Source organism: Ralstonia nicotianae (genome assembly GCF_018243235.1).
GTDB classification, from domain to species: Bacteria; Pseudomonadota; Gammaproteobacteria; order Burkholderiales; family Burkholderiaceae; genus Ralstonia; species Ralstonia nicotianae.
Window position 1 is genome coordinate 1,710,104 of the sequence record NZ_CP046675.1, and the last position, 19,223, is coordinate 1,729,326.

A 19,223-nucleotide genomic window follows, 5' to 3' on the forward strand; every position below is an offset into this window, starting at 1 on the left:
GCTATCGGCCTTCCAGTGCGCGCCGCGCTTCGCGCGACAGGCCGATGGTCCAGTAGCCCTTGGCGCTGATCGCGTCGCGCGGAATGCCCCAGGGGCCTTCCAGCAGGGCGCGCACCTGCTTGAGCAGGGCGGCCTCGCCGGCGAGGAACACCTGCGGCGCGCCGGCCGGCAGCGCTTGCGCGTTCAGCGCGGCCACCATCATCGCGCCGGCATGCGCGGCGTCGGACTCGACCCAGTGGAGCTCACCGCTGCGCGCATGCGCGCCGACCGCGTTCGCTGCGGTTTCCAGCGGCAGCCGTGCGCGGGCGTCGCCGATGGCGATGAAGGCACGGGCGGGCACATCGGCCGGCAGGGTCTCCAGGACGGCAAAGATGGCCGGCATCGCGGTCTCATCGCCGATCAGCAGGACCCAAGGTGTACCCGGATCGAGTTGGAAGCCGCGCTTGGGGCCGGCGAACTCGATGGTGTCGCCTGGCGCGGCGCGTTGGAGCCAGCGCGCGGCGGGGCCATGCTGGTCGGCGGGCGTCTCGTCGTGGACGACGAAGTCGACTTCAAGCTCGGCGCGCCCGGCATGGTAGCGGCGGATCGTATAGGCGCGCCCGATGGTGCGCTGCGTGCCGGAGGCGGCATCGAGCGGAAACATCAGCTTGATCGCGGCGCCCGGCGGGGCGTCGGCCAGATCGGCGCGAGCGGCCGGCGTGTCGCCGGCAAAGACGACCCGGCGCATGCGCGGCGACAGGGTGTGAATGGCGCGCACGCGCACGCGGCGCGTCGCGGGTTTGAGGGGAGCGAGCAGCTGCGACATGAGACCTTGTGTGCGGTTGAAGATGAACATCGGCGGGCTGCGAAAGCGTGGCTTGAAGGACGCGGCTGCCGGCAACGCGCGACGGCCGCGGTCGGGGCGCCGGCGCGGCCGCGACGGGCCGGTCACCGGCATCGTTCCGGCCGGATGCGTCAGCGGCCGTTGATTTCCTTGAGGGCGCGCAGCAGGATGTCCGCCACGCGCTGCTGTTCCTCGCGGGAGGCGAAGCGCTTTTCCATCAGCGCGAACTTCAGGCGCCAGCGCGCGGTGCGCAGCGGATCGCTGCCGGCATCGCTCCAGTCGGCGGCTTCGGTGTCGCGGTCGAAGGCCATGGCCTCGTTCATGCGCTGCATGCGTTCGCCCATGGCGCGCAGCTGCGCGAGGATGGCATCGGCGGCCTGCTGGCGTTCGGCCAGCCACGCCGCGCCCTCGGGCGTGATGGCGTAGCGCTTCTTGTTGCCCTCGGCGACCACCGACGCGAAGCCGTGGTCCTCCAGGTACGACAGCGCCGGGTACACCATGCCGGGGCTGGGCGCGTAGAAGCCGAGCGAGTGCTCTTCCACCGCCTTGATCAGCTCGTAGCCGTGGCGCGGGGCGTCCTTGAGCAGCGCCAGCAGCACCAGTTGCAGGTCGGCGGAACTCAGCCGGCGGCCGCGCCACGGGTTGCCGCCTTCGCCCTCATCGCCTTCGCCAAAGCCGCCCGGGCCGCCGAAGCCCCGGCCGAAACCGGGCCGGCCACCGTGGTGACGGCCCATCATCCAGTGCGCTTCCATCCACATCTTGCGGTGGCGTCCAAACCATCCGTGCATCGTCGTTCTCCTGCTGGAAGTCATTCGATATATCGTAAGATACATCGAATGATAGTGGCGATGCCCGGGAAGTCAAGGAAGCGGGCGAAAAAAATCGCGGGCCGGTGTTCAGTGCAAGGTGCCGCCGCTCAACCGCAGGTCGCCCTGCGTGGCCAGCGCGGTCCGCACCGCCACGCGCATGCCCGCGATCTGCGCGTCCAGCCGCAGGCTGGGTCGGCCGGGGTGCCGGGCCGCCAGTTCCGGCGTGGCCGGCACATGGATGAAGCCGCCCCGCATCCGTGGCGCGCGCGTGGCGATGTGGTGCATCAGTCCATAGAACAGATGGTTGCAGTTGTAGGTGCCTGCGCTCTGCGACACCGCCGCCGGCACGCCGGCCGCGCGCAGCGCATGCACGATGGCCTTGATCGGCAGGCTGGAGAAATACGCGGCCGGGCCGTCCGCCACGACCGGCACATCGACCGGCTGGTTGCCGGCGTTGTCCGGAATGCGCGCGTCGATCACGTTGATGGCGACGCGCTCCACGGAGAGTTCGCTGCGCCCGCTGGCCAGGCCCAGCGCCAGCACCAGCGACGGCTGCGTCGCCTCGATGGCGGCCACCAGCTCACGGTTGGCGCAGCCGAACACGCACGGCAACTGCCGTGCGACGAGGGTCGCGCCGTCGATGCGCTCGCCGTCCAGCGCCCGCGCGATGTCCCACGAAGGGTTGGTGGGGTCCGATTCGAACGGTTCGATGCCGGTGATCAGGACGGTGGTCATGGTGGTCTCACGGTCAATGTCAGTAGGGATGCAACTATCTGGGCAAGTCATCGGGCGGCTTTGCCGTCCGGGAGTGGTCAATCGCTGAGCGTGGTGCGGACTTCGCGGATGGCCTTGACGGCGCCGTCGAACGCCTCCGCACCGATGTGCTCGCGCAGCTTGCGCGCCACCCTGGCGCTGGCTGTCTGCAGCGGCACCGCCAGCGCGTGAGCGGCGTCGGTGGGAAACAGATTCCATTCGCGGCCGTCGTCCGCCGATGGGCGGCGCTCGGCCAGGCCCTTGGCGATCAGGCCATCGACCAGGCGCGTCGCGGTCGGTCTCGCGATGCCCAGCGTGTCGGCCAGCTCGCGGTTGAGCACGCCGGGCTGCTTGAGGACGACGCGCAGCACGAAGCCTTGTGGCGGCGTGAGGCCGAACGGCGCATACGTGGCCGTCCATTCGCGCTCGACGGCGCGCGCCAGCGCGGTGGTGTTGAAGTAGAGGCAATGATCGAACATGGCGCAGAGTCTAGTGCCAGATCATTAGGGATGCAACGAATTTCGCCGCAGGATAAAGCGCTGTCGCTGTCGGCCTGGGCGAACTGTGCATGTTAGAGCGGCAGGCAACTGACCCGGAAACACAGCGGGTGATGACGATGGTGCCCGCGTTGTGCGCCAAGTCGCGTGTGACAGGCGTTGCACTGGCAAAGCGGCTCGCATTTTGAATATCAGTGATTAATGAAAATAATATCCATTGCGCAATGCATTGCAATCAATCCTGGGATTGGGTTGGTGGTGAATGTAAGTAAGTGTTAATTGGAGCGGAGGATCGATTTGGTCTATTTAAACTGTCTTGCCGCTTTTGAATGATAGGGGCGGCCCCAGTTGGCATTGCAATATCGCCCATTTCAATATCTCAATAGGAGTCAGATCTTGGCTATTGGAATCAAGCAATCTTTGGCTGGTTTTGCCTTCATGGCCGCATTGACGGGCCATGCGCATTCGGCGGTCATCAGTTGCCCATCCGTCTCCGATATCAAACAGGCGCCGGGCGAATACGGCGGATTCGCCTATACGGCGCAATTGCCGAACGGGCAGCAGTGGACCGGAGAGAACCCGATGGCGGATGAGGCGGACCTGGGGCGGGTCGTATTCCAGGAGGCCTATATCGTCAATGCCAAGAATTTCGTGGCTTGCGATTACGTTGGCAAGAAGGCGGCGGGCATGAGAATGGTGCTGAAAACCGCCTCTCCCATCCGGCCTGCCGGTGCCGCGTGGAAGTGGCAGCGGCAATCGGATGGCACTGTGTTGCCGCACTGTGTCGGGCCGAACCCCACGCAGTGCACATTTGAGTAAGCCGACAGCAATGGACGCCATCCCCGGACTGGTGTGCCGGGGCCTGGCATTGCATGGGTGACTTGCGCCCGGATTCAGCCGCGAAGCGTGTTTCCGGGGCCTGTTTTCACGCCGACGCTCGGGCAGGCATGGCGCGGGCGCGGTGTCGCTGCCAAGGTGACGCCGCGCCCCGAGTCGATGTCAGCTCGCCACCGGCCCCACCGGCGACTGGAACGGGTGGTACTGGTACAGCCACGTCTCGGACAGCGGTTTGCCGTCCAGGCGCAGGAACAGGCGCATGTCCACCGGCTCCTTGTCGTCGACCGTCAGGTCGAACTGCGCGCGCCAGTGGCCGGGCACGCCGTTGGGCACGGCCTCGGTGAACACGTACGAGAACGTGCCGCGCGAGCTGGTCAGCACGGCCTCCGGCTTGACGCCGAAGGGCACTTTCTCGAGCGGGCCGCCCTTGAACTCCACCATGAACTTGCGCACGCCGCGCGGACGCGGCTGGCCAGGCTGGCCGCCGTTGCCCAGGCGCGTGGCCACGCAGCGCGCCAGCGGCGTCGGATACGGCTCGTCGGCCAGCCAGTGCAGGCGGTAGCGCAGGCGGTAGTGGCTGCCGGCGCGCGCCGGTGCCTTCGGCACCCACATGGCGACGATGTTGTCGTGGATCTCATCGTCGGTGGGGATCTCCACCAGCTGCACGGCGCCTTCGCCCCAGCCTTCCAGCGGCTCGACCCACAGGCTCGGACGGCGCTCATAGTGCACGCCGTCCATGTAGTTGTTGAAATCGCGGTCGCGCTGCAGCAGGCCGAAGCCGCGCGGGTTGTTGTCGGAAAACGCCGAGGTCATGACGCGCGGCGGATCGTTCAGCGGGCGCCAGATGCGCTCGCCGCTGCCGGTCCACATCGCCAGGCCGTCGGAGTCGTGCACTTCGGGGCGCCAGTCGGTCGCGGTGCCCTTGGCGGTTTCGGAGAACCAGTACATCGACGAGGCCGGCGCGATGCCGAAGCGGTCGATGTCGCGGCGCAGGAAGAGGGCCGTGTCGATCTCCATCACCACGCCCTTGCTGCGGTGCATGACGAAGCGGTATGCGCCGGTGATGCCCGGGCCGTCGAGCAGCGCGTAGATCGTCACCGAATCGGCGTGCTCATTGGACGGCGTGTCGAACCACACGTGCGTGAAGTTGGGGAATTCTTCCGCGCGGCCGGCCTGCGCCACGTCGAGTGCGATGCCGCGCGCGGACAGGCCATATTGATACAGTTCGCCGATGGCACGGAAGTACGACGCACCCAGGAAGGCGACCCAGTCGTTCTTCTTCCAGTCGAGCTTTTTCTGGTCGCCCAGGCGGCTTTCCTGGAAGCGGAAGCCCGCGAAGCCGCTGTTGCGCGGGAGCTTGCGCGCGGGGCTGTCGGCGGGCATGTCGAAGTACGACTCGTCGTAGACGATCTCGCGCGCTTCGCCCTTGTCCACCACGTGCATGCGCACCGGTGCGCGGAAGAACGTGCCCAGGTGGAAGAACGTCACCGGAAACTGGCCGGGGCCGTCGGCGAACAGGGCGTGGGCGGTGTCGAACTTGATCTTGCCGTGGGCTTCGTAGTCGATCTTGGCGAGGATGTCGGCCGGCGCGGTGGCCGGCGGCGTGTAGGGCTGGCCGGCCATGGCGCGGGCCCGCTCGATGAGGGCATCGAAGTTGAACGGTGCGGCATTGCCGAGCTTGACGCGGCTGGCGGCCAGCGCCTCGGGCGTGATGCCGAGCGCGGCCAGCGTGGCGGAGAGGGAAGCGGAGGCAAGAAGGTGTCGGCGCGTGACCATGGGTGCCTGGGACGTAACGTCGGATTTGGAACAATCCGACATGGTAACAAGGGTGGGCGACCGGGCTGTGAGACGGAGGCTTCGCCGTGATCGCCGTCCGGCCGCCGCCGCTGGAGACGCCGGCCCTGTCGCTGTTTCCCGACCTGGCGGCGCTGGACCGCGACGGGCGCGAGGCGATCACGCTGTCGCAGATGTTGTCCATGACCAGCGGCCTGGCGTGGAACGAATGGCGGGCCACCAGCCTGCTCGACAACGACGAGTTCGGCCTGTTCTGGCGCGGCTCGCAAGTCCGCTACACCTTCGACCGGCCGATGGCGGCGCCGGCCGGCACCCGCCGGCACCCGCTTCGACTACAGCGGCGGCAACATCGCCGTGCTGGCGCAGATTCTGGCCGAGCGGGTCGGCATGCCGTTGCCCGAGTTCGCGCGCCACGCGCTGTTCGAGCCGCTGGGCATCACCGACTGGGAATGGGTGGCGGACTACCGTGGTCGCCCGCTGGCCTTCGCCGGGCTGCGATTGCGCCTGCGCGACCTCGCCCGTATCGAGCAGATGGTGCTGCAGCATGGGCAATGGCATGGCCGGCAGATCGTGCCCGCCGAGTGGATTGCGGAATCGACCCGCCCGCGCATCGATACCGGCCTGGGCCTGCAGTACGGCTACCAATGGTGGCTGGGCAAGGTGGAGGCGGCCGGCGCACAGCAGGCCTGGATCGGCGGCATCGGCAACGGCGGGCAGCGCCTGTGGATCGTGCCGGGGCTCGACATGGTGGTGGTCGCGACCGCCGGGGACTACAACCAGCGCGCCATCTGGCAGCAGGCCGAGGCGCTGTTCAGGCAGGTGACGGCGACGGTGCGGCCGGAGGACTGAGGTGCGCTGTCCTATGATGGCGGCTCATCGATCCGACCGACCCTCATGTTGACCGCCATGTCCGATTGCATCCCGTGCGCCCCCGGCGAGCCTGCCCTCGATCCTGCCTGCGCCACGCGCAGCCACGCATGCCGCGACGGCCTCGCGACGACCGGGGAGGGCCGGTGAACATGGCCGACCGCGACACCATCGTGATCCGCCCGCTCGCCGAGGGCGATGCCGCGGCGTTCAAGGCGCTGCGCCTGCAAGCCATCCAGGACGCGCCTTCGGCCGTGCAGCCGACCCACGAGGAAGAGGCCGCGCACACGCTGGAAGACATGCGCCGCTGCATCCGCGCGACCGGGCACGAGGTCGTCTTCGGCGCGTTCCTTGGCGATGCCCTGGTCGGCGTGACGGGGCTGCGGCGTTTCGTGCCGGTGCAGGCCGCGCACAAGGCGGTGCTGTGGGGTGTGTTCGTCGATCCCGCTCACCGGCGCGGCGGTGTGGCGCGCCGGCTGCTGGACGCGGCCATCGGGCATGCCCGTTCAGCGCGGGTGCTGCAGATCCAGCTGTGCGTGAATACGGAGAACCCGCGTGCCCAGGCGCTGTACCGCAGTGTCGGCTTCGAGGTATTCGGTGTGGAGCCGCGCTCGCTGTGCGTGGGCGGCCGGTTCTACGACGAGGCGCACATGGTGCTGCGGCTGGATGCGGGAGACGGCGCGGCCGTGTCTGCGTGCTGAGCATCGGCGAAGTGTGGTCGAGATGATGTCGCCGGCACGGGATGCGGGCGCATCCTGGCCGGCTATCCCGCATCCATTCTGAAGCCACCCGATTGCGATGCCGCGGCAGGCGTCGGCACAAACGGGTGACCGCAGTCATTTCTGTCACCCGCTTTCACGTGCGGCGCACTCCGTGGTGCGCTCACTTGGCGCCTGCAAGCTCCATGATCATCCGCGACAGCAGATAGAGCCGGGGCACCACGCTCTCGACCTCGGCGTATTCCTCCGGCGTGTGAATGCCGCCGCCGACGATGCCGAAACCATCGAGCGTGGGCGTGCCGGCGCCGGCGGACAGGCTGGCATCGGCGGCGCCTCCACTGCCCTCGAGGGTGAGCTTGCGCCCGATTTCGCCATAGATGGCTTGCGCCCTGGACGCGAGCTGGTCCGACGCGGCGTTGCGCGGCATCGGCGGGAAGCCGCGGACCAGCAAGGTCTTGACCTCGGTATCCGGGATCAGCTTGTCGGCCGACACGCGCGCCAGGTCCCGCTCGACGCGGTCGAATTCCTCCGGCACGGCGACGCGCACGTCTGCGTAGGCGGTCGCATGGTCGGGGATGACATTGGTGGCATCGCCGGCTTTCAGCACGGTGAAATTGACGGTCGTCTGCTTTGCACTGTCGCCAAGCTTGCCGAGCTGAAGGGTCTGGTGCGCCAACTCGGTGGCCGCGTTGCGGCCTGACTCGGGCGCAATGCCCGCATGGGCCGCCTTACCCTTGACATCGACCTGCGCCGTGCCGCTGCCTTTGCGCTGCACAACGAGCCCGTCGGCCGGCCGCCCAGGCTCCAGGTTGAGGGTGACGTCATGCTGTTTGGCTTCGCGCTCGATCAGTGCGCGCGTGCCCTTGGAGCCGGTTTCCTCATTGGTGTTGAGCAGCAGCGTGACCTGACCGTATTGCCTGAAATCGAGCTGCTGCAGGATCTTCATGGCGTACAGTCCCGCGACGATGCCGCCCTTGTCGTCCATCACGCCGGGGCCGTAGGCGCGCTTGTCCTCGATGTAGAAGGGTTTGGCGCGGGCGGTGCCGTCCTTGAACACGGTGTCCATGTGCGCCATCAGCAGGATGCGCGCTTTGCCGGTGCCTTTCCAGGTGGCGAGGATATTGTTGCCCGCGGCTGGCGCCGCGGAGGCCGTTTCCACCTGTGCCCCGGTCTTGCGCAGTTCGTCGACGACGATCGCACTGACCTGGCTGAGCCCCGCCTCGTTGCCGGTGCCCGAGTCGATGTTCACGAGACGCTCGAGCAGTTGCAGCGCATCGCCGCGATAGCGCTCCGCGGCGGCCAATACCTTGGGGTTGGCGTCGGCATGGGACAGCGGCGCGGCGCACAACAGGAGCGCCGCGAGGGCGAGGCGGGATGGCTTCATGCGAGACCTTGGGGTCGGAGTGGCAAAACAGCCATTACACACAAGATCCGCACATCCGGGGCGGTCGCGTTGCTTCGGTCGCATCGGTGTCTGCCGCAGCTTGCCCTCTGTACCGACTCGTGCTTCGGTCGGCATTTTTGAGGGGCGATCTTGGCTTGCGACGATTGCGTGGTGTTTCCGAGCGCCGGATGTCAACGCTGTGGCAAGCCGCTTAAACGAGCCCTCGCGGAAAGCCCTGAACGACGAAACGCCGGTAGAACGATTCCATCAACCTGTTGCATCCACCGGTTGAATCTGCGGCCCAGCGCGGACGTCGCCAAGCGAGATGTGGCAACGCTTCCCGCCGGTCGCCGGCCGTTCACATCAGGCTGGGGGCTGCATCGCATCTCCCTGGGCAACAAAAAACCCGCGAGGCTTTACGCCACGCGGGTTTCTGTACGTCCTTGAACTGCTTCGGACGGTAATCTGGTGCCCAGGAGAGGACTCGAACCTCCACGGAGTTACCCGCTAGTACCTGAAACTAGTGCGTCTACCAATTCCGCCACCTGGGCTAGATGAGCGGCGCATTTTACGCAACTTTTTGGAATTTGCAAGCGTCCGGATGAAAAAAGTGGATTCGCTCCCTCCGTGCACCGGTTCCATGCCGGGAAGACGGGTGGCTGGCAATGCGGGGTAGCGGTGATGGTGCGCCTGGTTGCATTTTGGTAGGGTTCAGATTCGTTTTTAAGCGATTGCCGAATACAAGGCATTTCATACGCGAGGAGAATCCTATGAACCCGAAACCAGGCTTGCGGTGGGGCGCCGCAATTGCGTCTCTTTGGCTGACGACGAGCTTTGTGCCGTCGTCGTACGCGGCGTCCGTCGCGCCGGTCGCCGCCGAGAACGGCATGGTCGTCGCGGCCCAGCACCTGGCCACCCGTGTCGGCGTGGACGTGCTCAAGCGCGGCGGCAATGCGGTGGATGCAGCGGTGGCGGTGGGCTACGCGCTGGCCGTGGTGTATCCGGCCGCGGGGAACCTGGGTGGCGGCGGGTTCATGACCATCCAGTTGGCCGACGGCCGCAAGACCTTCCTCGACTTCCGCGAGGTCGCTCCGAAGGGCGCCACCGCCAACATGTACCTGGACAAGGACGGCAACGTCATCAAGGGCCTGTCCACCAAGGGCCACCTGGCCGTGGGCGTGCCCGGCACTGTGTCGGGCATGGAATACGCGCGCGAGAAGTACGGCACCCGGAGCCGCACCGAACTGATCGCGCCGGCGATCCGGCTGGCCGACAAGGGCTTCGCGCTCGACCAGGGCGACATCGACATGCTGCTCACCTCCACCAAGGATTTCCAGGAGGACCCGGCTTCGGGCGCCATCTTCCTGAACAAGGGGCAGCCCTACCAGGTGGGGCAGAAGCTGGTGCAGCGCGACCTCGCCAGGACGCTGCATGCGATCAGCGTCAAGGGCACCGACGGCTTCTACAAGGGCTGGGTGGGCAAGGCCATCGTCGCCTCCAGCCAGGCGGGCAAGGGCCTCATCACGCAGGAAGACCTGGACGGCTACAAGACGCGCGAACTGGCGCCGGTCGAGTGCGATTACCGTGGCTACCACGTGGTGTCGGCGCCGCCGCCCAGCTCCGGCGGCGTGGTCATCTGCGAGATGCTCAACATCCTGGAGGGCTATCCGCTCAAGGACCTGGGCTATCACTCGGCGCAGGGCGTGCACTACCAGATCGAAGCCATGCGCCACGCCTATGTGGACCGCAACAGCTACCTGGGCGACCCGGACTTCGTGAAGAATCCGCTGGACCGCCTGCTCGACAAGAACTACGCGGCGAAGATCCGCGCGGTGATCGACCCGAAGAAGGCCGGCGTGTCCAAGGACATCAAGCCGGGCGTGGAGCCGCATGAGGGCAGCAACACCACGCACTACTCGATCGCCGACCGGTACGGCAACGCGGTGTCCGTCACCTACACGCTCAACGACTGGTTCGGCGCCAAGGTCACGGCCGCGAAGACCGGCGTGATCCTCAACGATGAGATGGACGACTTCACCGCCAAGGTGGGCGTGCCCAACCTGTATGGCCTGGTGCAGGGCGAGGCCAATGCCATCGCGCCGGGCAAGCGGCCGCTGTCGTCGATGAGCCCGACCATCGTCACCCGGGACGGCAAGCCCGCCATGGTGGTGGGCACGCCGGGCGGCAGCCGCATCATCACGGCGGTGCTGCAGACCATGCTCAATGCGATCGACTACGGCATGAACGTGCAGGAGGCCGTCGATATGCCGCGCTTCCACCAGCAGTGGCTGCCGGACCTGACCAACGTGGAGAACTACACGCTGTCGCCGGATACCCGCCAGATCCTGGAAGGCATGGGCCACAAGTTCGGCCCGCCGCAGCCGGCCAACCACCTGGCCGCGATCATCGTGGGGGCGCCGTCGCTGGAGGGCAAGCCGGTGGGCAAGAACCGCTTCTACGGTGCCAACGACCCGCGCCGCAACACGGGGCTGGCCGCCGGGTATTGAACGCGCTGACGCGCATTGCGCGATCGGGCCCGCTTCGGCGGGCCCTTTTCTTTGCAGTGACGCTACGGCGTTACGACTTGGCCCAGACGCCGCCGGCGTTGGGCACGTCGCCCTGCGTCCACCAGCGGGCGCAATACTTCGCGTCCTGGTACGTCACGCATTGGCCGATCCGGTAGACCGCCGTGGCCGACCAGGCGGGCGCGCTGCCGCCGGTCGCATTGCCGTAGCTCGGGTCGCGCAGCACGCCTGTGCCCCAATGGCCGTGCAGCTGCCGGAAGATCGAGGCGAAGGCATAGGGGCGCTGCACGATGCCCGAGCAGGTGGGCGAGACCACGGCGCCGTTGTCCGGGCAGGCCTGGTCGCGGCCGACCGACCAGTTGGACACCATGCCGTAGCCGTTGCCGTACGCGGCGCCCAGCACGGTCAGCGCGTTGGGGAGCGTGAAGGTCTCGCTCTGCACGTCGTTCATGCCGATCATGGGCGTCACGCCGACCAGCCGCCACAGCTGCGCATCCGTCTTGACCTGGCCGACGGCCTTGTAGGCGGTGTCCAGCTGGGCGTACAGCCCCTGCGCCGCGCTGATGGCCGCCGCGCCCATGTCGATGTCGGCCGGGCCGTAGTCCATGGTCATCACGTTGACGGTGTCGAGCGCGACCTTGTTGGCGATGGCGGCATTGAGGGTGTTGATGCCGTCCTGCACGAGCCCGGACGGCAGGACCGGCAGCGTCAGGGTGACATGCAGCGCCCGGCCCTTTGCCGCGAAATCCGACTGCAGCTGCGCGATGGCCTGGAAGTTGCGCGCGACGGCCTCGGTGTCCTTCTGGACGGAGCCTTCGATATCGAAATCGACATGCGTGAGCTGATAGGTATCGATGACGGTCTGGTACGCGGCCTTCAGCGCCGGCACGGTGGTGCAGGCCTTCATCAGCGGCGTGCCGGCCGCGCCGCCGAACGACACCGACACCTCGCCGCCCCGGGCCCGGTAGCGGGTGATCGAGGCGGCGATCGTGGTCAGCAGATCGCCGCTCGCGCCGTTGCCGATGGCCTGGATGCCGCCCCACGACGGCGTGCACCCGTCGCCGGCAATCACGAAGGCGAGATGGAACTGCTGGATGCCCTGCCGCACGCCGATCTGGTCGATCAGCGGGGTGGGGTCGAGCGTCATGTCGATGTACGGCGCATAGACGCCCGCCGCATGCGAGGCACCGGCGGCAGCGGACAGGCAGAGCGCGGCGACTGCGCGCGCGGCGAAGCGGGGGGACACCCTGGGTTTCATCGTTTTCCCTCTCTGGCTAGCGTGATGTGAGGATCGCCGTTCCGTGCGCCTGCCGGTGTGGCCGGCTGCCGTCGCGTCGGGACGGCACGGGCGGCGGGATCGCGCCGGCCTGGAGGGCGCGGGCGGACCCGATCAGGAGCTTAGGCAGGCGGGAATCGACCCGCGAGGCCTGGTAAGAAAAGTTGAGAGATGGTCCGGCGGCGGCCGGGCATGCCCGATGCCGGTGCGGGGTGGTGGCTCGCGGCGCGTGGGCCGCGCGCGGGTCTCATCCCGCCACCAACCCCTTCTGCGCCAGCCATGCCCCATTGAACAACCGCGCAAAGTACAGATTGCCCCGATCGCACAGTAGCGTGACGATGGTATGACCCGGCCCCAGCTCGCGCGCCAGCTGCACCGCCGCGGCGACGTTGATGCCGGTCGAGCCGCCCACGAACAGGCCTTCTTCCCGCAGCAGCCGGTAGACCATCGTGACGCAGGTCTGGTCATCGATGCGTACGGCATCGTCGATGGGCGTGCCTTCGAGGTTGGCGGTGACGCGGGTGGAGCCGATGCCCTCGGTGATGGAGCTGCCTTCGGCCTGGATGCTGCCGGTCTTCACGAAGCTGTACAGGCCGCTGCCGTGCGGATCGGCCAGCACGGTCCGCACGGCCGGGTTCTGTTCCTTGAGGTAGCGGGCGACGCCCGCCAGCGTGCCGCCGGTGCCGGTCGCGCAGACGAAGGCATCCACCTTGCCGGCGGTGTCGCGCCAGATTTCCGGGCCGGTGGTTTCATAGTGGGCCTGCCGGTTGACGAGGTTGTCGAACTGGTTGGCCCAGATCGCGTTGGCGGTTTCTTGCGCGAGGCGGCCGGCGATCTTCTGGTAGTTGTTGGGGTCTTTGTACGGTACGGCCGGCACCGGGCGCACTTCGGCGCCGAGCGCGCGCAGCAGGTCCATTTTTTCGGGCGATTGTGTCTCGGGGATGACGATCACGCAGCGGTAGCCGCGCGCCGCGCAGAGATGGGCCAGCCCGATGCCCGTGTTGCCGGCGGTGCCCTCGACCACCGTGCCGCCGGCCCTGAGCGTGCCGCGCCGCTCGGCGTCCCGGATGATGTAGAGGGCCGCGCGGTCCTTGACCGATCCGCCCGGGTTCAGGAATTCGGCCTTGCCGAGGATCTCGCAGCCGGTTTCCTCGCTCAGCCTCGCCAGCCGGATCAGCGGCGTATTGCCGATGCTGCCGGAAAACCCGTCCCGTATGGCCATGATGCCTCCCACTGTGCGGATGCCTGGCAACGTGCCCGCGCTTCTACAGGATAGTGCGGCAAACGGGCACCGGCGGATGTGGGCCCCGCCGGGCGCAGGCGGCATGTCGGGCCCGGCGCTCCCGCCGGCTGCTCAGCTTGGGCGGGACGCCGGGCACGTTGTTTGCCGGCCGGCGGCGCGATCGGCACCGCCCCCGCGTGCCTTGACATCGGGGGCGAAGCCGCCTTTTCTGGACAGCAAACGCAGGCAAGGCCACGTCATTGCATGGCCTTGCATCGTCCCGGGGTGGGAGCAGACCAACGCAGGAGAACAGCATGCTCGATCCCCGTGGCCTTGCACGGCCATCCCGGTTTTGCCCGCGCATCATCTACGCCGGCACCTCGCACATTCGCCGCGCCACCGCCGCAGCGCTGCTGGCGGCCAGCCTCTGTGCCCTGCCTGCCTGTGCCGATGTCGGCGTTGGCGCGGCGTTGCCGCTTTCGCCGGACAAGCTCTATGGCGAACTGTTCGTCGCCGTGCAGACCGCGCAGGTCTATCCCGACCAGAAGACCTTCGTCGATACGGTGCCCAAGGCGGACCCGGCGGTCATCCTGCAGGCCTATCGGGCGCAGAAGGACGTGCCCGGCTTTTCGCTGAAGGCGTTCGTCGACCAGTACTTCACCGTGCCGTCCGAGACTGTCATCACGCCGCCCGCCGGGCAGTCGCTGCGCGCGCACATCAACTGGCTGTGGCCGGCGCTCACGCGCACCACGGCCACGGCGCCGGACAACAACTCGCTGATTCCGCTGCCCAAGCCCTACGTGGTGCCGGGCGGGCGCTTCCGCGAGGTCTACTACTGGGATACGTATTTCACGATGCTCGGGCTGCAGGCGTCCGGGCGCGATGATCTCGTCGACAGCATGCTCGACAACTTCGCCTACCAGATCAACCGGTTCGGCCACATCCCCAACGGCAACCGGACGTACTACCTGAGCCGCTCGCAGCCGCCGTTCTTCGCGCTGATGGTGGAGCTCGCGGCCACGAAGGAAGGGGAGGCCGCCTACACCCGCTACCTGGCCCCGCTGCGCAAGGAGTACGCCTACTGGATGCGCGGCGCCGCCGGCACGGCCCCCGGGCAAGCCAGCGGCAACGTGGTGGTGCTGCCCGACGGCACCGTGCTCAACCGCTACTGGGACGATGAGGCCACGCCGCGCCCCGAGTCGTATCTGCAGGATGTCGCCACGGCGCAGCAGGCACCGGACCGCCCCGCCGCCGAGGTCTGGCGCGACCTGCGTGCCGCCGCCGAGAGCGGCTGGGACTTCAGCTCGCGCTGGTTCGGCGACAGCGCCACGCTGGCCACCATCCGCACCACGTCCATCCTCCCGGTCGATCTCAATGCGCTGATGTTCCAGCTGGAGAAGACCATCGCCAAGGGCTGCGCCGTGGCGCGCGATTTCGCCTGCACGGTCGAGTTCGGCAACCACGCGCGCAAGCGGGCGGTTGCGGTCGAGCGCTACCTGTGGCATCCCGCCGGCTACTACGCGGATTACGACTGGAAGCTCGGCAAGGTGCGCGACAACCTGTCGGCGGCCGCGACGTATCCGCTGTTCGTGCAGATGGCGCCGTGGGGGCGGGCCCGGCAGACGCTGCGCCAGACGCAGACGGCGCTGCTGCAGGTCGGCGGCTTGTCCACCACGACGCTGCACACGCAGCAGCAGTGGGATGCCCCGAACGGCTGGGCGCCGCTGCAGTGGATTGCGCTGCAGGCCAGCCAGCACTATGGCCAGGCGCTGCTGGCCCAGACCATCGGCGAGCGCTTCCTCGGCAGTGTCGAGCGCCTGTATGCGGCCGAGCAGAAGCTGGTCGAGAAATACATCGTCGACGGCAGCGGCACGGGCGGCGGCGGTGGCGAGTATCCGCTGCAGGACGGCTTCGGCTGGACCAACGGCGTGACGCTCAGGCTGCTCGACGCATACGGGCGCGGGCAGTGACGGGGCATCCCGGCGGGCGGTGGTTCATCGTCCGCGCGCCGGTATGATCGGGCATGGCGCCCAGCGGGCCGCAGATTGCCGATACGCAAGACGTGCGGCATCCCGCGGTCCCGCGGCGCGGATCTGCCTGCCTTCGCCATGCCGTCACTCCGCTCTTACCTCGACAACGCTTTCCGCTGGCGGCGCGGCCGCCAGGGCACGGGCTACGACAAGATGCTGCTGGCCACCGCGACGTGGCCCATCTGCTTCGACAGCTACCTGATCCGCTACCCCGAGGGGTCGGAGATTCCGCCGCACACGGACCCGGTCTCGGACGGGCGGCACTATCGGCTCAACATCGTGCTCAAGTCGCCCCGGTCGGGCGGCGAGTTTGTCTGCGCGAACCCGATCTTCCAGACGCGCCGCATCAAGCTGTTCCGGCCCGATGCCTGCGAGCACAGCGTGACGCGGGTACAGGGCGGCAGCCGCTATGTGCTGTCGATGGGGTGGGTGATCGGCGGGCGGGCGGCCTGACGGCAGCCGTTCTGGCCGGCATGCGGGCGCCCCGATCCGGTTGCGTTGGCGCCGGGGTGGCATCGACCGGGCCATCGCAACCCGGGGCGGCGAACACCTCGTTCAGATAGCGCGCCAGCCGCAGGCCGCCCAGGCCCAGCTGCTGGTCGAGGACGGGTAGCACGGCGCTGTAGTCGCGATCGTCGAGCGCGCCGTCCGCGGCGACGAGGCCGGCATTCCAGACCTGTGCGGCCATGGCATGCGTCCGGACCGCCCGGTCGGCGGGCGCGCCGCGCACGGCTGCGCGCCGGATCAGCGCCGGCGCGCGGCCTGCCGTCAGTACCCCCAGACCTGCATCTCGTCGATCGAGTAGCCCCACTGCGTGGCGCGCTGCGTGCCGTACATGCGCACGTAGCGGCCGCTGCCGCGCAGGTTCGACAGCACGGCGTGGCCGTAGGCGATGCCGTTGGACGTGCTGTAGATGCTGGTCCAGTTGACGCCGTCGCTGGAGGTCTGGATGGCGTAGGTCTTGGCGCCCGCGTCCCAGTACAGGTCGACGCCGTTGATGGTGCGCACGGTGCCGAGATCCACCATCAGCCATTGCGTGCCGGCGGCGCTGCCCTCGATCGAATCCCAGCGGGTGTTGGCGGTGTCGCCGTCGAAGGCATTGGCGGCGCCCAGGCTGCTGTTGTAGCTCGACGAGGCGCTGGCCGGCATGCCTTGCGAGAGCAGCCGCGTCGTCTGCCCCGACGTGCTGGCGGTCGTGCCGCCGGCGTAGTAGTTGGAGCCGAGCTTGGCTTTGGTGGTGTCCGAGTTGACGCCGAACTGCGACAGGCTCCAGCGCTGGCCCGTGCTCACATCGCCGAGGTAGAGCTGGTAGCCGCCCGCGGTGGTGGACGAGAAGAACACGTAATTGGTGCCGTTGACCGGCGCCGGGTCGGAGTTGTTGCTGTTGCAGTCGTTGATCGACAGCTGGTTGGGCGTGTCGCCCGGGTTGACCTTGGTGTAGATCTGGTCGGCCTGGCTGGCGGCGTCCTTCCAGCGGGCGTAGAACACGGTGCCGTCGGCGCGCACGATCGGGTAGTAGGTCTGCAGCCCGGCCGGCGTGTCGAAGGCGACCGTGGCGTGGGTGGCGATGGTTTCCTTGTATAGGCCCATGCCGGCGCCGGTGCCGGTGGCGAAGTAGACCGCGCTGCCGTCGGGCGTCGCGAACGGCATCGAGTTCTCGGTGGCCGGCGCCGTGTTGGTGATGTCCACGACCGACGTGAAGATCGGGCCCGTGCTGGTGTATGACAGCGTGGCCTGCATGACGTCGCCGCTCTGCTTGAAGAACAGCGATTTGCCGTCGGCGCTGAACTTGGGGTCTTCGTTGCGGGTCTGGCCGGTGCTGTTGGTCATGTTGACCGGCAGGCTGCTCGAGCCGACCTGCCACAGGAACACGTTCCACGCGTTGTTGGTGATGCCCATGAAGGCGAGCCACTTGCCGTCCGGGCTGAACACGGCGTTCATCGGGTCCTGGATGCCCCAGGCGCTCTTCGATACCTGCGTCAGCGTGCGGGCGGCGAAGTCGTAGATGAAGAGCTGGCTGGTGCCGTCGCCGTAGCTCACGTAGCTGTGGTACGCGAGCTTGCCGGTAAGGCCGGCGGGAAACGATGCGTTGGACTGCGTCGGCGGATTCGCGACGCAGTTGGCGAAAGCGGAGGTGCCGAGCGCGGCGAGGGCGGCACCGGCGGCGAAACGGGTAATGGCAAAGGGCAGACGCATGACCTGAGTTCCTGTACGAGTGATCCATCGACCCGAGGTGGATCGATGCAGTACGCCCACGTCACAACGCCGGATTTCAGGCAAAGCTCCGCCATCCCGGCCGGGCCGGGTGATAGCGGGACCACAATCGTGGCAATGAGACGAGGCAGCGGAGACACGCCCCAGATGAAGACCCCCCCGGTCGCTTCGTATCGTCGTGCTTGTTGTTGCTGGGGCCGTCGCCGAATCAGGGAAGGCGATCTCGGGGCGAGACTGTACGGGGTTCTCGCTTCATCCGATAGCACGAGCAGCGGGCGGCTTTTCCGCTTCCATACGTATGCGTGTCGCGGTGTCCACCTGTGCTGATCAACATGGCGCACAAATGTCGGCGACGGTCCCTATCGACCTGCACGGGGCACCACTTTTTCATGCGGCGAAATGCCGCGCGGTATGGCATGAAAGATGCTGGGGCAATGCGCTCAGCGCGCGCGATGGCGCACGCGTTTCGGCCGCTGTGGCGGCATGATTTTTCATCGTCGGCAGCCGCATCCGTCGGATGCCTGATCCACCGTGAGGACGACCCGGCATGCGCGTGCGTGCGCTTCGGGCTGCCCGCGTTGGTGATCCCTTCTGCTGTTCGGGCGGCCTGGTCGCAAGCCGGGTCGAGGGGATGAACGATGCGATGCGCGGCCGCGCTCAGGTGGCGGGCGCGAGCGGCGGCGGCCAGGCGAACTAGGCGAAGTGGCCGGTGCGCGTCCCGGCGGGCGGCATGGTTTCGAAGTGGAAGCCGTGGTCGCTCTGCTTGGCGCGCCGCTTGGCGAGCGCGGCGGCGGCGCCGATGTCGTCGCTGCTGCTGGCGGCGCCGGGACGCACCTGTAGCGCGCCGACGGCCATCGCCACGCAGCGGAAGAAGGCCGGCAGGCCCTTGCGGTCTTCCGCGTGGATGCCGCCGGCGGCGCGGTCGGCCGGAGTGTACTTGGCGAGCGCGCTGCTGTTGAACGCGGCCATGGCGCGCTGGATGCGGGTGCGCCAGTCCGCGCTCTGGAACAGCACCAGGAAATCGTCGCCGCCCACGTGGCCGAGAAAATCCCGCGTCGGCTCGCAGGCGGCGGCCAGCACCGCGGCCGCCATCTTCAGCATCTCGTCGCCCTGCCAGTAGCCGTACTGATCATTGAAGGGCTTGAAGTGGTTCAGGTCCACGTAGCAGGCGACGAACTCGGCCCGGGCTTCCAGCAGCCGTTCGATATGCGGGTTGAGCGGGATGTTGCTCGGGCGTTGGCGATTGCGCCACGCGCATTTCCGAGCCGGCAGGTGCTGCCGACGGTTTCCGCACCTGATAACCGCGCGGCCGAGCGCGAAGGCACCTGCGAGGCGGTGCGCGGGAATGGCGTGACGGATCGGAAGGCGGCACGCGCTCTCGCCCAGTGTCCTGCGCCCCGCGCGCGATGGCTCCGGCGAGGCCCGGCGCGGCCTCGATTCGCGGCTGCCCACAATGACAAACGCCCGGCTGGG

Annotated in this window: 15 protein-coding genes, 1 tRNA gene and 1 pseudogene; 6 read left to right on the plus strand and 11 right to left on the minus strand. The window is 67.8% G+C overall.

Annotation, left to right across the window (positions count from 1 at the left end):
- Window position 1: 1 nt before the first annotated feature.
- From GO999_RS23325 to GO999_RS23340, 4 genes are all read right to left on the minus strand, one after another.
- Window positions 2–835, minus strand: coding sequence for a siderophore-interacting protein (locus GO999_RS23325; RefSeq protein ID WP_011003571.1), 834 nt, complete (start codon window positions 833–835; stop codon window positions 2–4).
- A 119-nt stretch (window positions 836–954) separates the two neighbouring features.
- Window positions 955–1,611, minus strand: a complete 657-nt coding sequence (locus tag GO999_RS23330) for a PadR family transcriptional regulator (RefSeq protein WP_011003572.1) — start codon at window positions 1,609–1,611, stop codon at window positions 955–957.
- Between the two features lie 108 nt (window positions 1,612–1,719).
- On the minus strand, window positions 1,720–2,367 hold the full coding sequence (gene pcp, locus GO999_RS23335) for a pyroglutamyl-peptidase I (protein ID WP_165592127.1): 648 nt from the start codon (window positions 2,365–2,367) through the stop codon (window positions 1,720–1,722).
- Window positions 2,368–2,444: 77 nt separating this feature from the next.
- The gene (locus GO999_RS23340) at window positions 2,445–2,864 is read right to left on the minus strand and encodes a MarR family winged helix-turn-helix transcriptional regulator (protein WP_019719217.1); all 420 of its coding nucleotides are present in this window, start codon (window positions 2,862–2,864) and stop codon (window positions 2,445–2,447) included.
- 456 nt (window positions 2,865–3,320) lie between these two features.
- Here GO999_RS23340 and GO999_RS23345 point away from each other — a divergent pair, with 456 nt between their 5' ends.
- Window positions 3,321–3,701 carry a DUF3757 domain-containing protein gene (locus tag GO999_RS23345; RefSeq protein ID WP_043898003.1) on the plus strand — a complete coding sequence of 127 codons (381 nt, stop codon included), beginning with the start codon at window positions 3,321–3,323 and terminating at the stop codon, window positions 3,699–3,701.
- Between the two features lie 180 nt (window positions 3,702–3,881).
- Here GO999_RS23345 and GO999_RS23350 read toward each other — a convergent pair whose 3' ends face one another.
- Window positions 3,882–5,495 (minus strand): OpgD/OpgG family glucan biosynthesis protein, encoded by a 1,614-nt coding sequence (locus tag GO999_RS23350; RefSeq protein ID WP_211906948.1) that lies wholly within the window; start codon window positions 5,493–5,495, stop codon window positions 3,882–3,884.
- A gap of 372 nt (window positions 5,496–5,867) precedes the next feature.
- Between GO999_RS23350 and GO999_RS24900 the strand changes: the two genes are divergently transcribed.
- Both GO999_RS24900 and GO999_RS23360 read left to right on the plus strand, forming a co-directional pair.
- A complete protein-coding gene (locus tag GO999_RS24900; protein WP_249215095.1) occupies window positions 5,868–6,362 on the plus strand; it encodes a serine hydrolase in 495 nt (164 codons plus the stop codon).
- 170 nt (window positions 6,363–6,532) lie between these two features.
- Window positions 6,533–7,081 carry a GNAT family N-acetyltransferase gene (locus tag GO999_RS23360; protein WP_211907211.1) on the plus strand — a complete coding sequence of 183 codons (549 nt, stop codon included), beginning with the start codon at window positions 6,533–6,535 and terminating at the stop codon, window positions 7,079–7,081.
- A gap of 181 nt (window positions 7,082–7,262) precedes the next feature.
- On the opposite strand, the gene GO999_RS23365 is transcribed toward GO999_RS23360, so the two are convergent.
- Both GO999_RS23365 and GO999_RS23370 read right to left on the minus strand, forming a co-directional pair.
- Window positions 7,263–8,483, minus strand: coding sequence for a M20/M25/M40 family metallo-hydrolase (locus GO999_RS23365; RefSeq protein ID WP_211907212.1), 1,221 nt, complete (start codon window positions 8,481–8,483; stop codon window positions 7,263–7,265).
- A gap of 466 nt (window positions 8,484–8,949) precedes the next feature.
- Window positions 8,950–9,034: transfer RNA gene (locus tag GO999_RS23370), tRNA-Leu, on the minus strand.
- Window positions 9,035–9,253: 219 nt separating this feature from the next.
- On the opposite strand from GO999_RS23370, the gene ggt reads away from it, so the two are divergent.
- Window positions 9,254–10,990 carry a gamma-glutamyltransferase gene (gene ggt, locus GO999_RS23375; RefSeq protein ID WP_211906949.1) on the plus strand — a complete coding sequence of 579 codons (1,737 nt, stop codon included), beginning with the start codon at window positions 9,254–9,256 and terminating at the stop codon, window positions 10,988–10,990.
- 70 nt (window positions 10,991–11,060) lie between these two features.
- Here the strand turns inward: ggt and GO999_RS23380 are convergent, their stop codons facing one another.
- Together GO999_RS23380 and GO999_RS23385 are read right to left on the minus strand one after the other, a co-directional pair.
- The gene (locus GO999_RS23380; RefSeq protein WP_016727418.1) at window positions 11,061–12,266 is read right to left on the minus strand and encodes a chitinase; all 1,206 of its coding nucleotides are present in this window, start codon (window positions 12,264–12,266) and stop codon (window positions 11,061–11,063) included.
- A gap of 265 nt (window positions 12,267–12,531) precedes the next feature.
- Window positions 12,532–13,506 carry a cysteine synthase A gene (locus GO999_RS23385; protein ID WP_019719206.1) on the minus strand — a complete coding sequence of 325 codons (975 nt, stop codon included), beginning with the start codon at window positions 13,504–13,506 and terminating at the stop codon, window positions 12,532–12,534.
- A gap of 314 nt (window positions 13,507–13,820) precedes the next feature.
- On the opposite strand from GO999_RS23385, the gene treA reads away from it, so the two are divergent.
- The gene (gene treA / locus GO999_RS23390; RefSeq protein ID WP_211906950.1) at window positions 13,821–15,476 is read left to right on the plus strand and encodes an alpha,alpha-trehalase TreA; all 1,656 of its coding nucleotides are present in this window, start codon (window positions 13,821–13,823) and stop codon (window positions 15,474–15,476) included.
- Window positions 15,477–15,614: 138 nt separating this feature from the next.
- On the plus strand, window positions 15,615–15,989 hold the full coding sequence (locus tag GO999_RS23395) for a 2OG-Fe(II) oxygenase (RefSeq protein WP_043876919.1): 375 nt from the start codon (window positions 15,615–15,617) through the stop codon (window positions 15,987–15,989).
- Between the two features lie 315 nt (window positions 15,990–16,304).
- Here GO999_RS23395 and GO999_RS23400 read toward each other — a convergent pair whose 3' ends face one another.
- Window positions 16,305–17,732 carry a TolB family protein gene (locus GO999_RS23400; protein ID WP_019719203.1) on the minus strand — a complete coding sequence of 476 codons (1,428 nt, stop codon included), beginning with the start codon at window positions 17,730–17,732 and terminating at the stop codon, window positions 16,305–16,307.
- Between the two features lie 711 nt (window positions 17,733–18,443).
- Window positions 18,444–18,983, minus strand: a pseudogene (locus GO999_RS23405) (GGDEF domain-containing protein); the annotation flags it as partial.
- Between the last annotated feature and the right edge of the window lie 240 nt (window positions 18,984–19,223).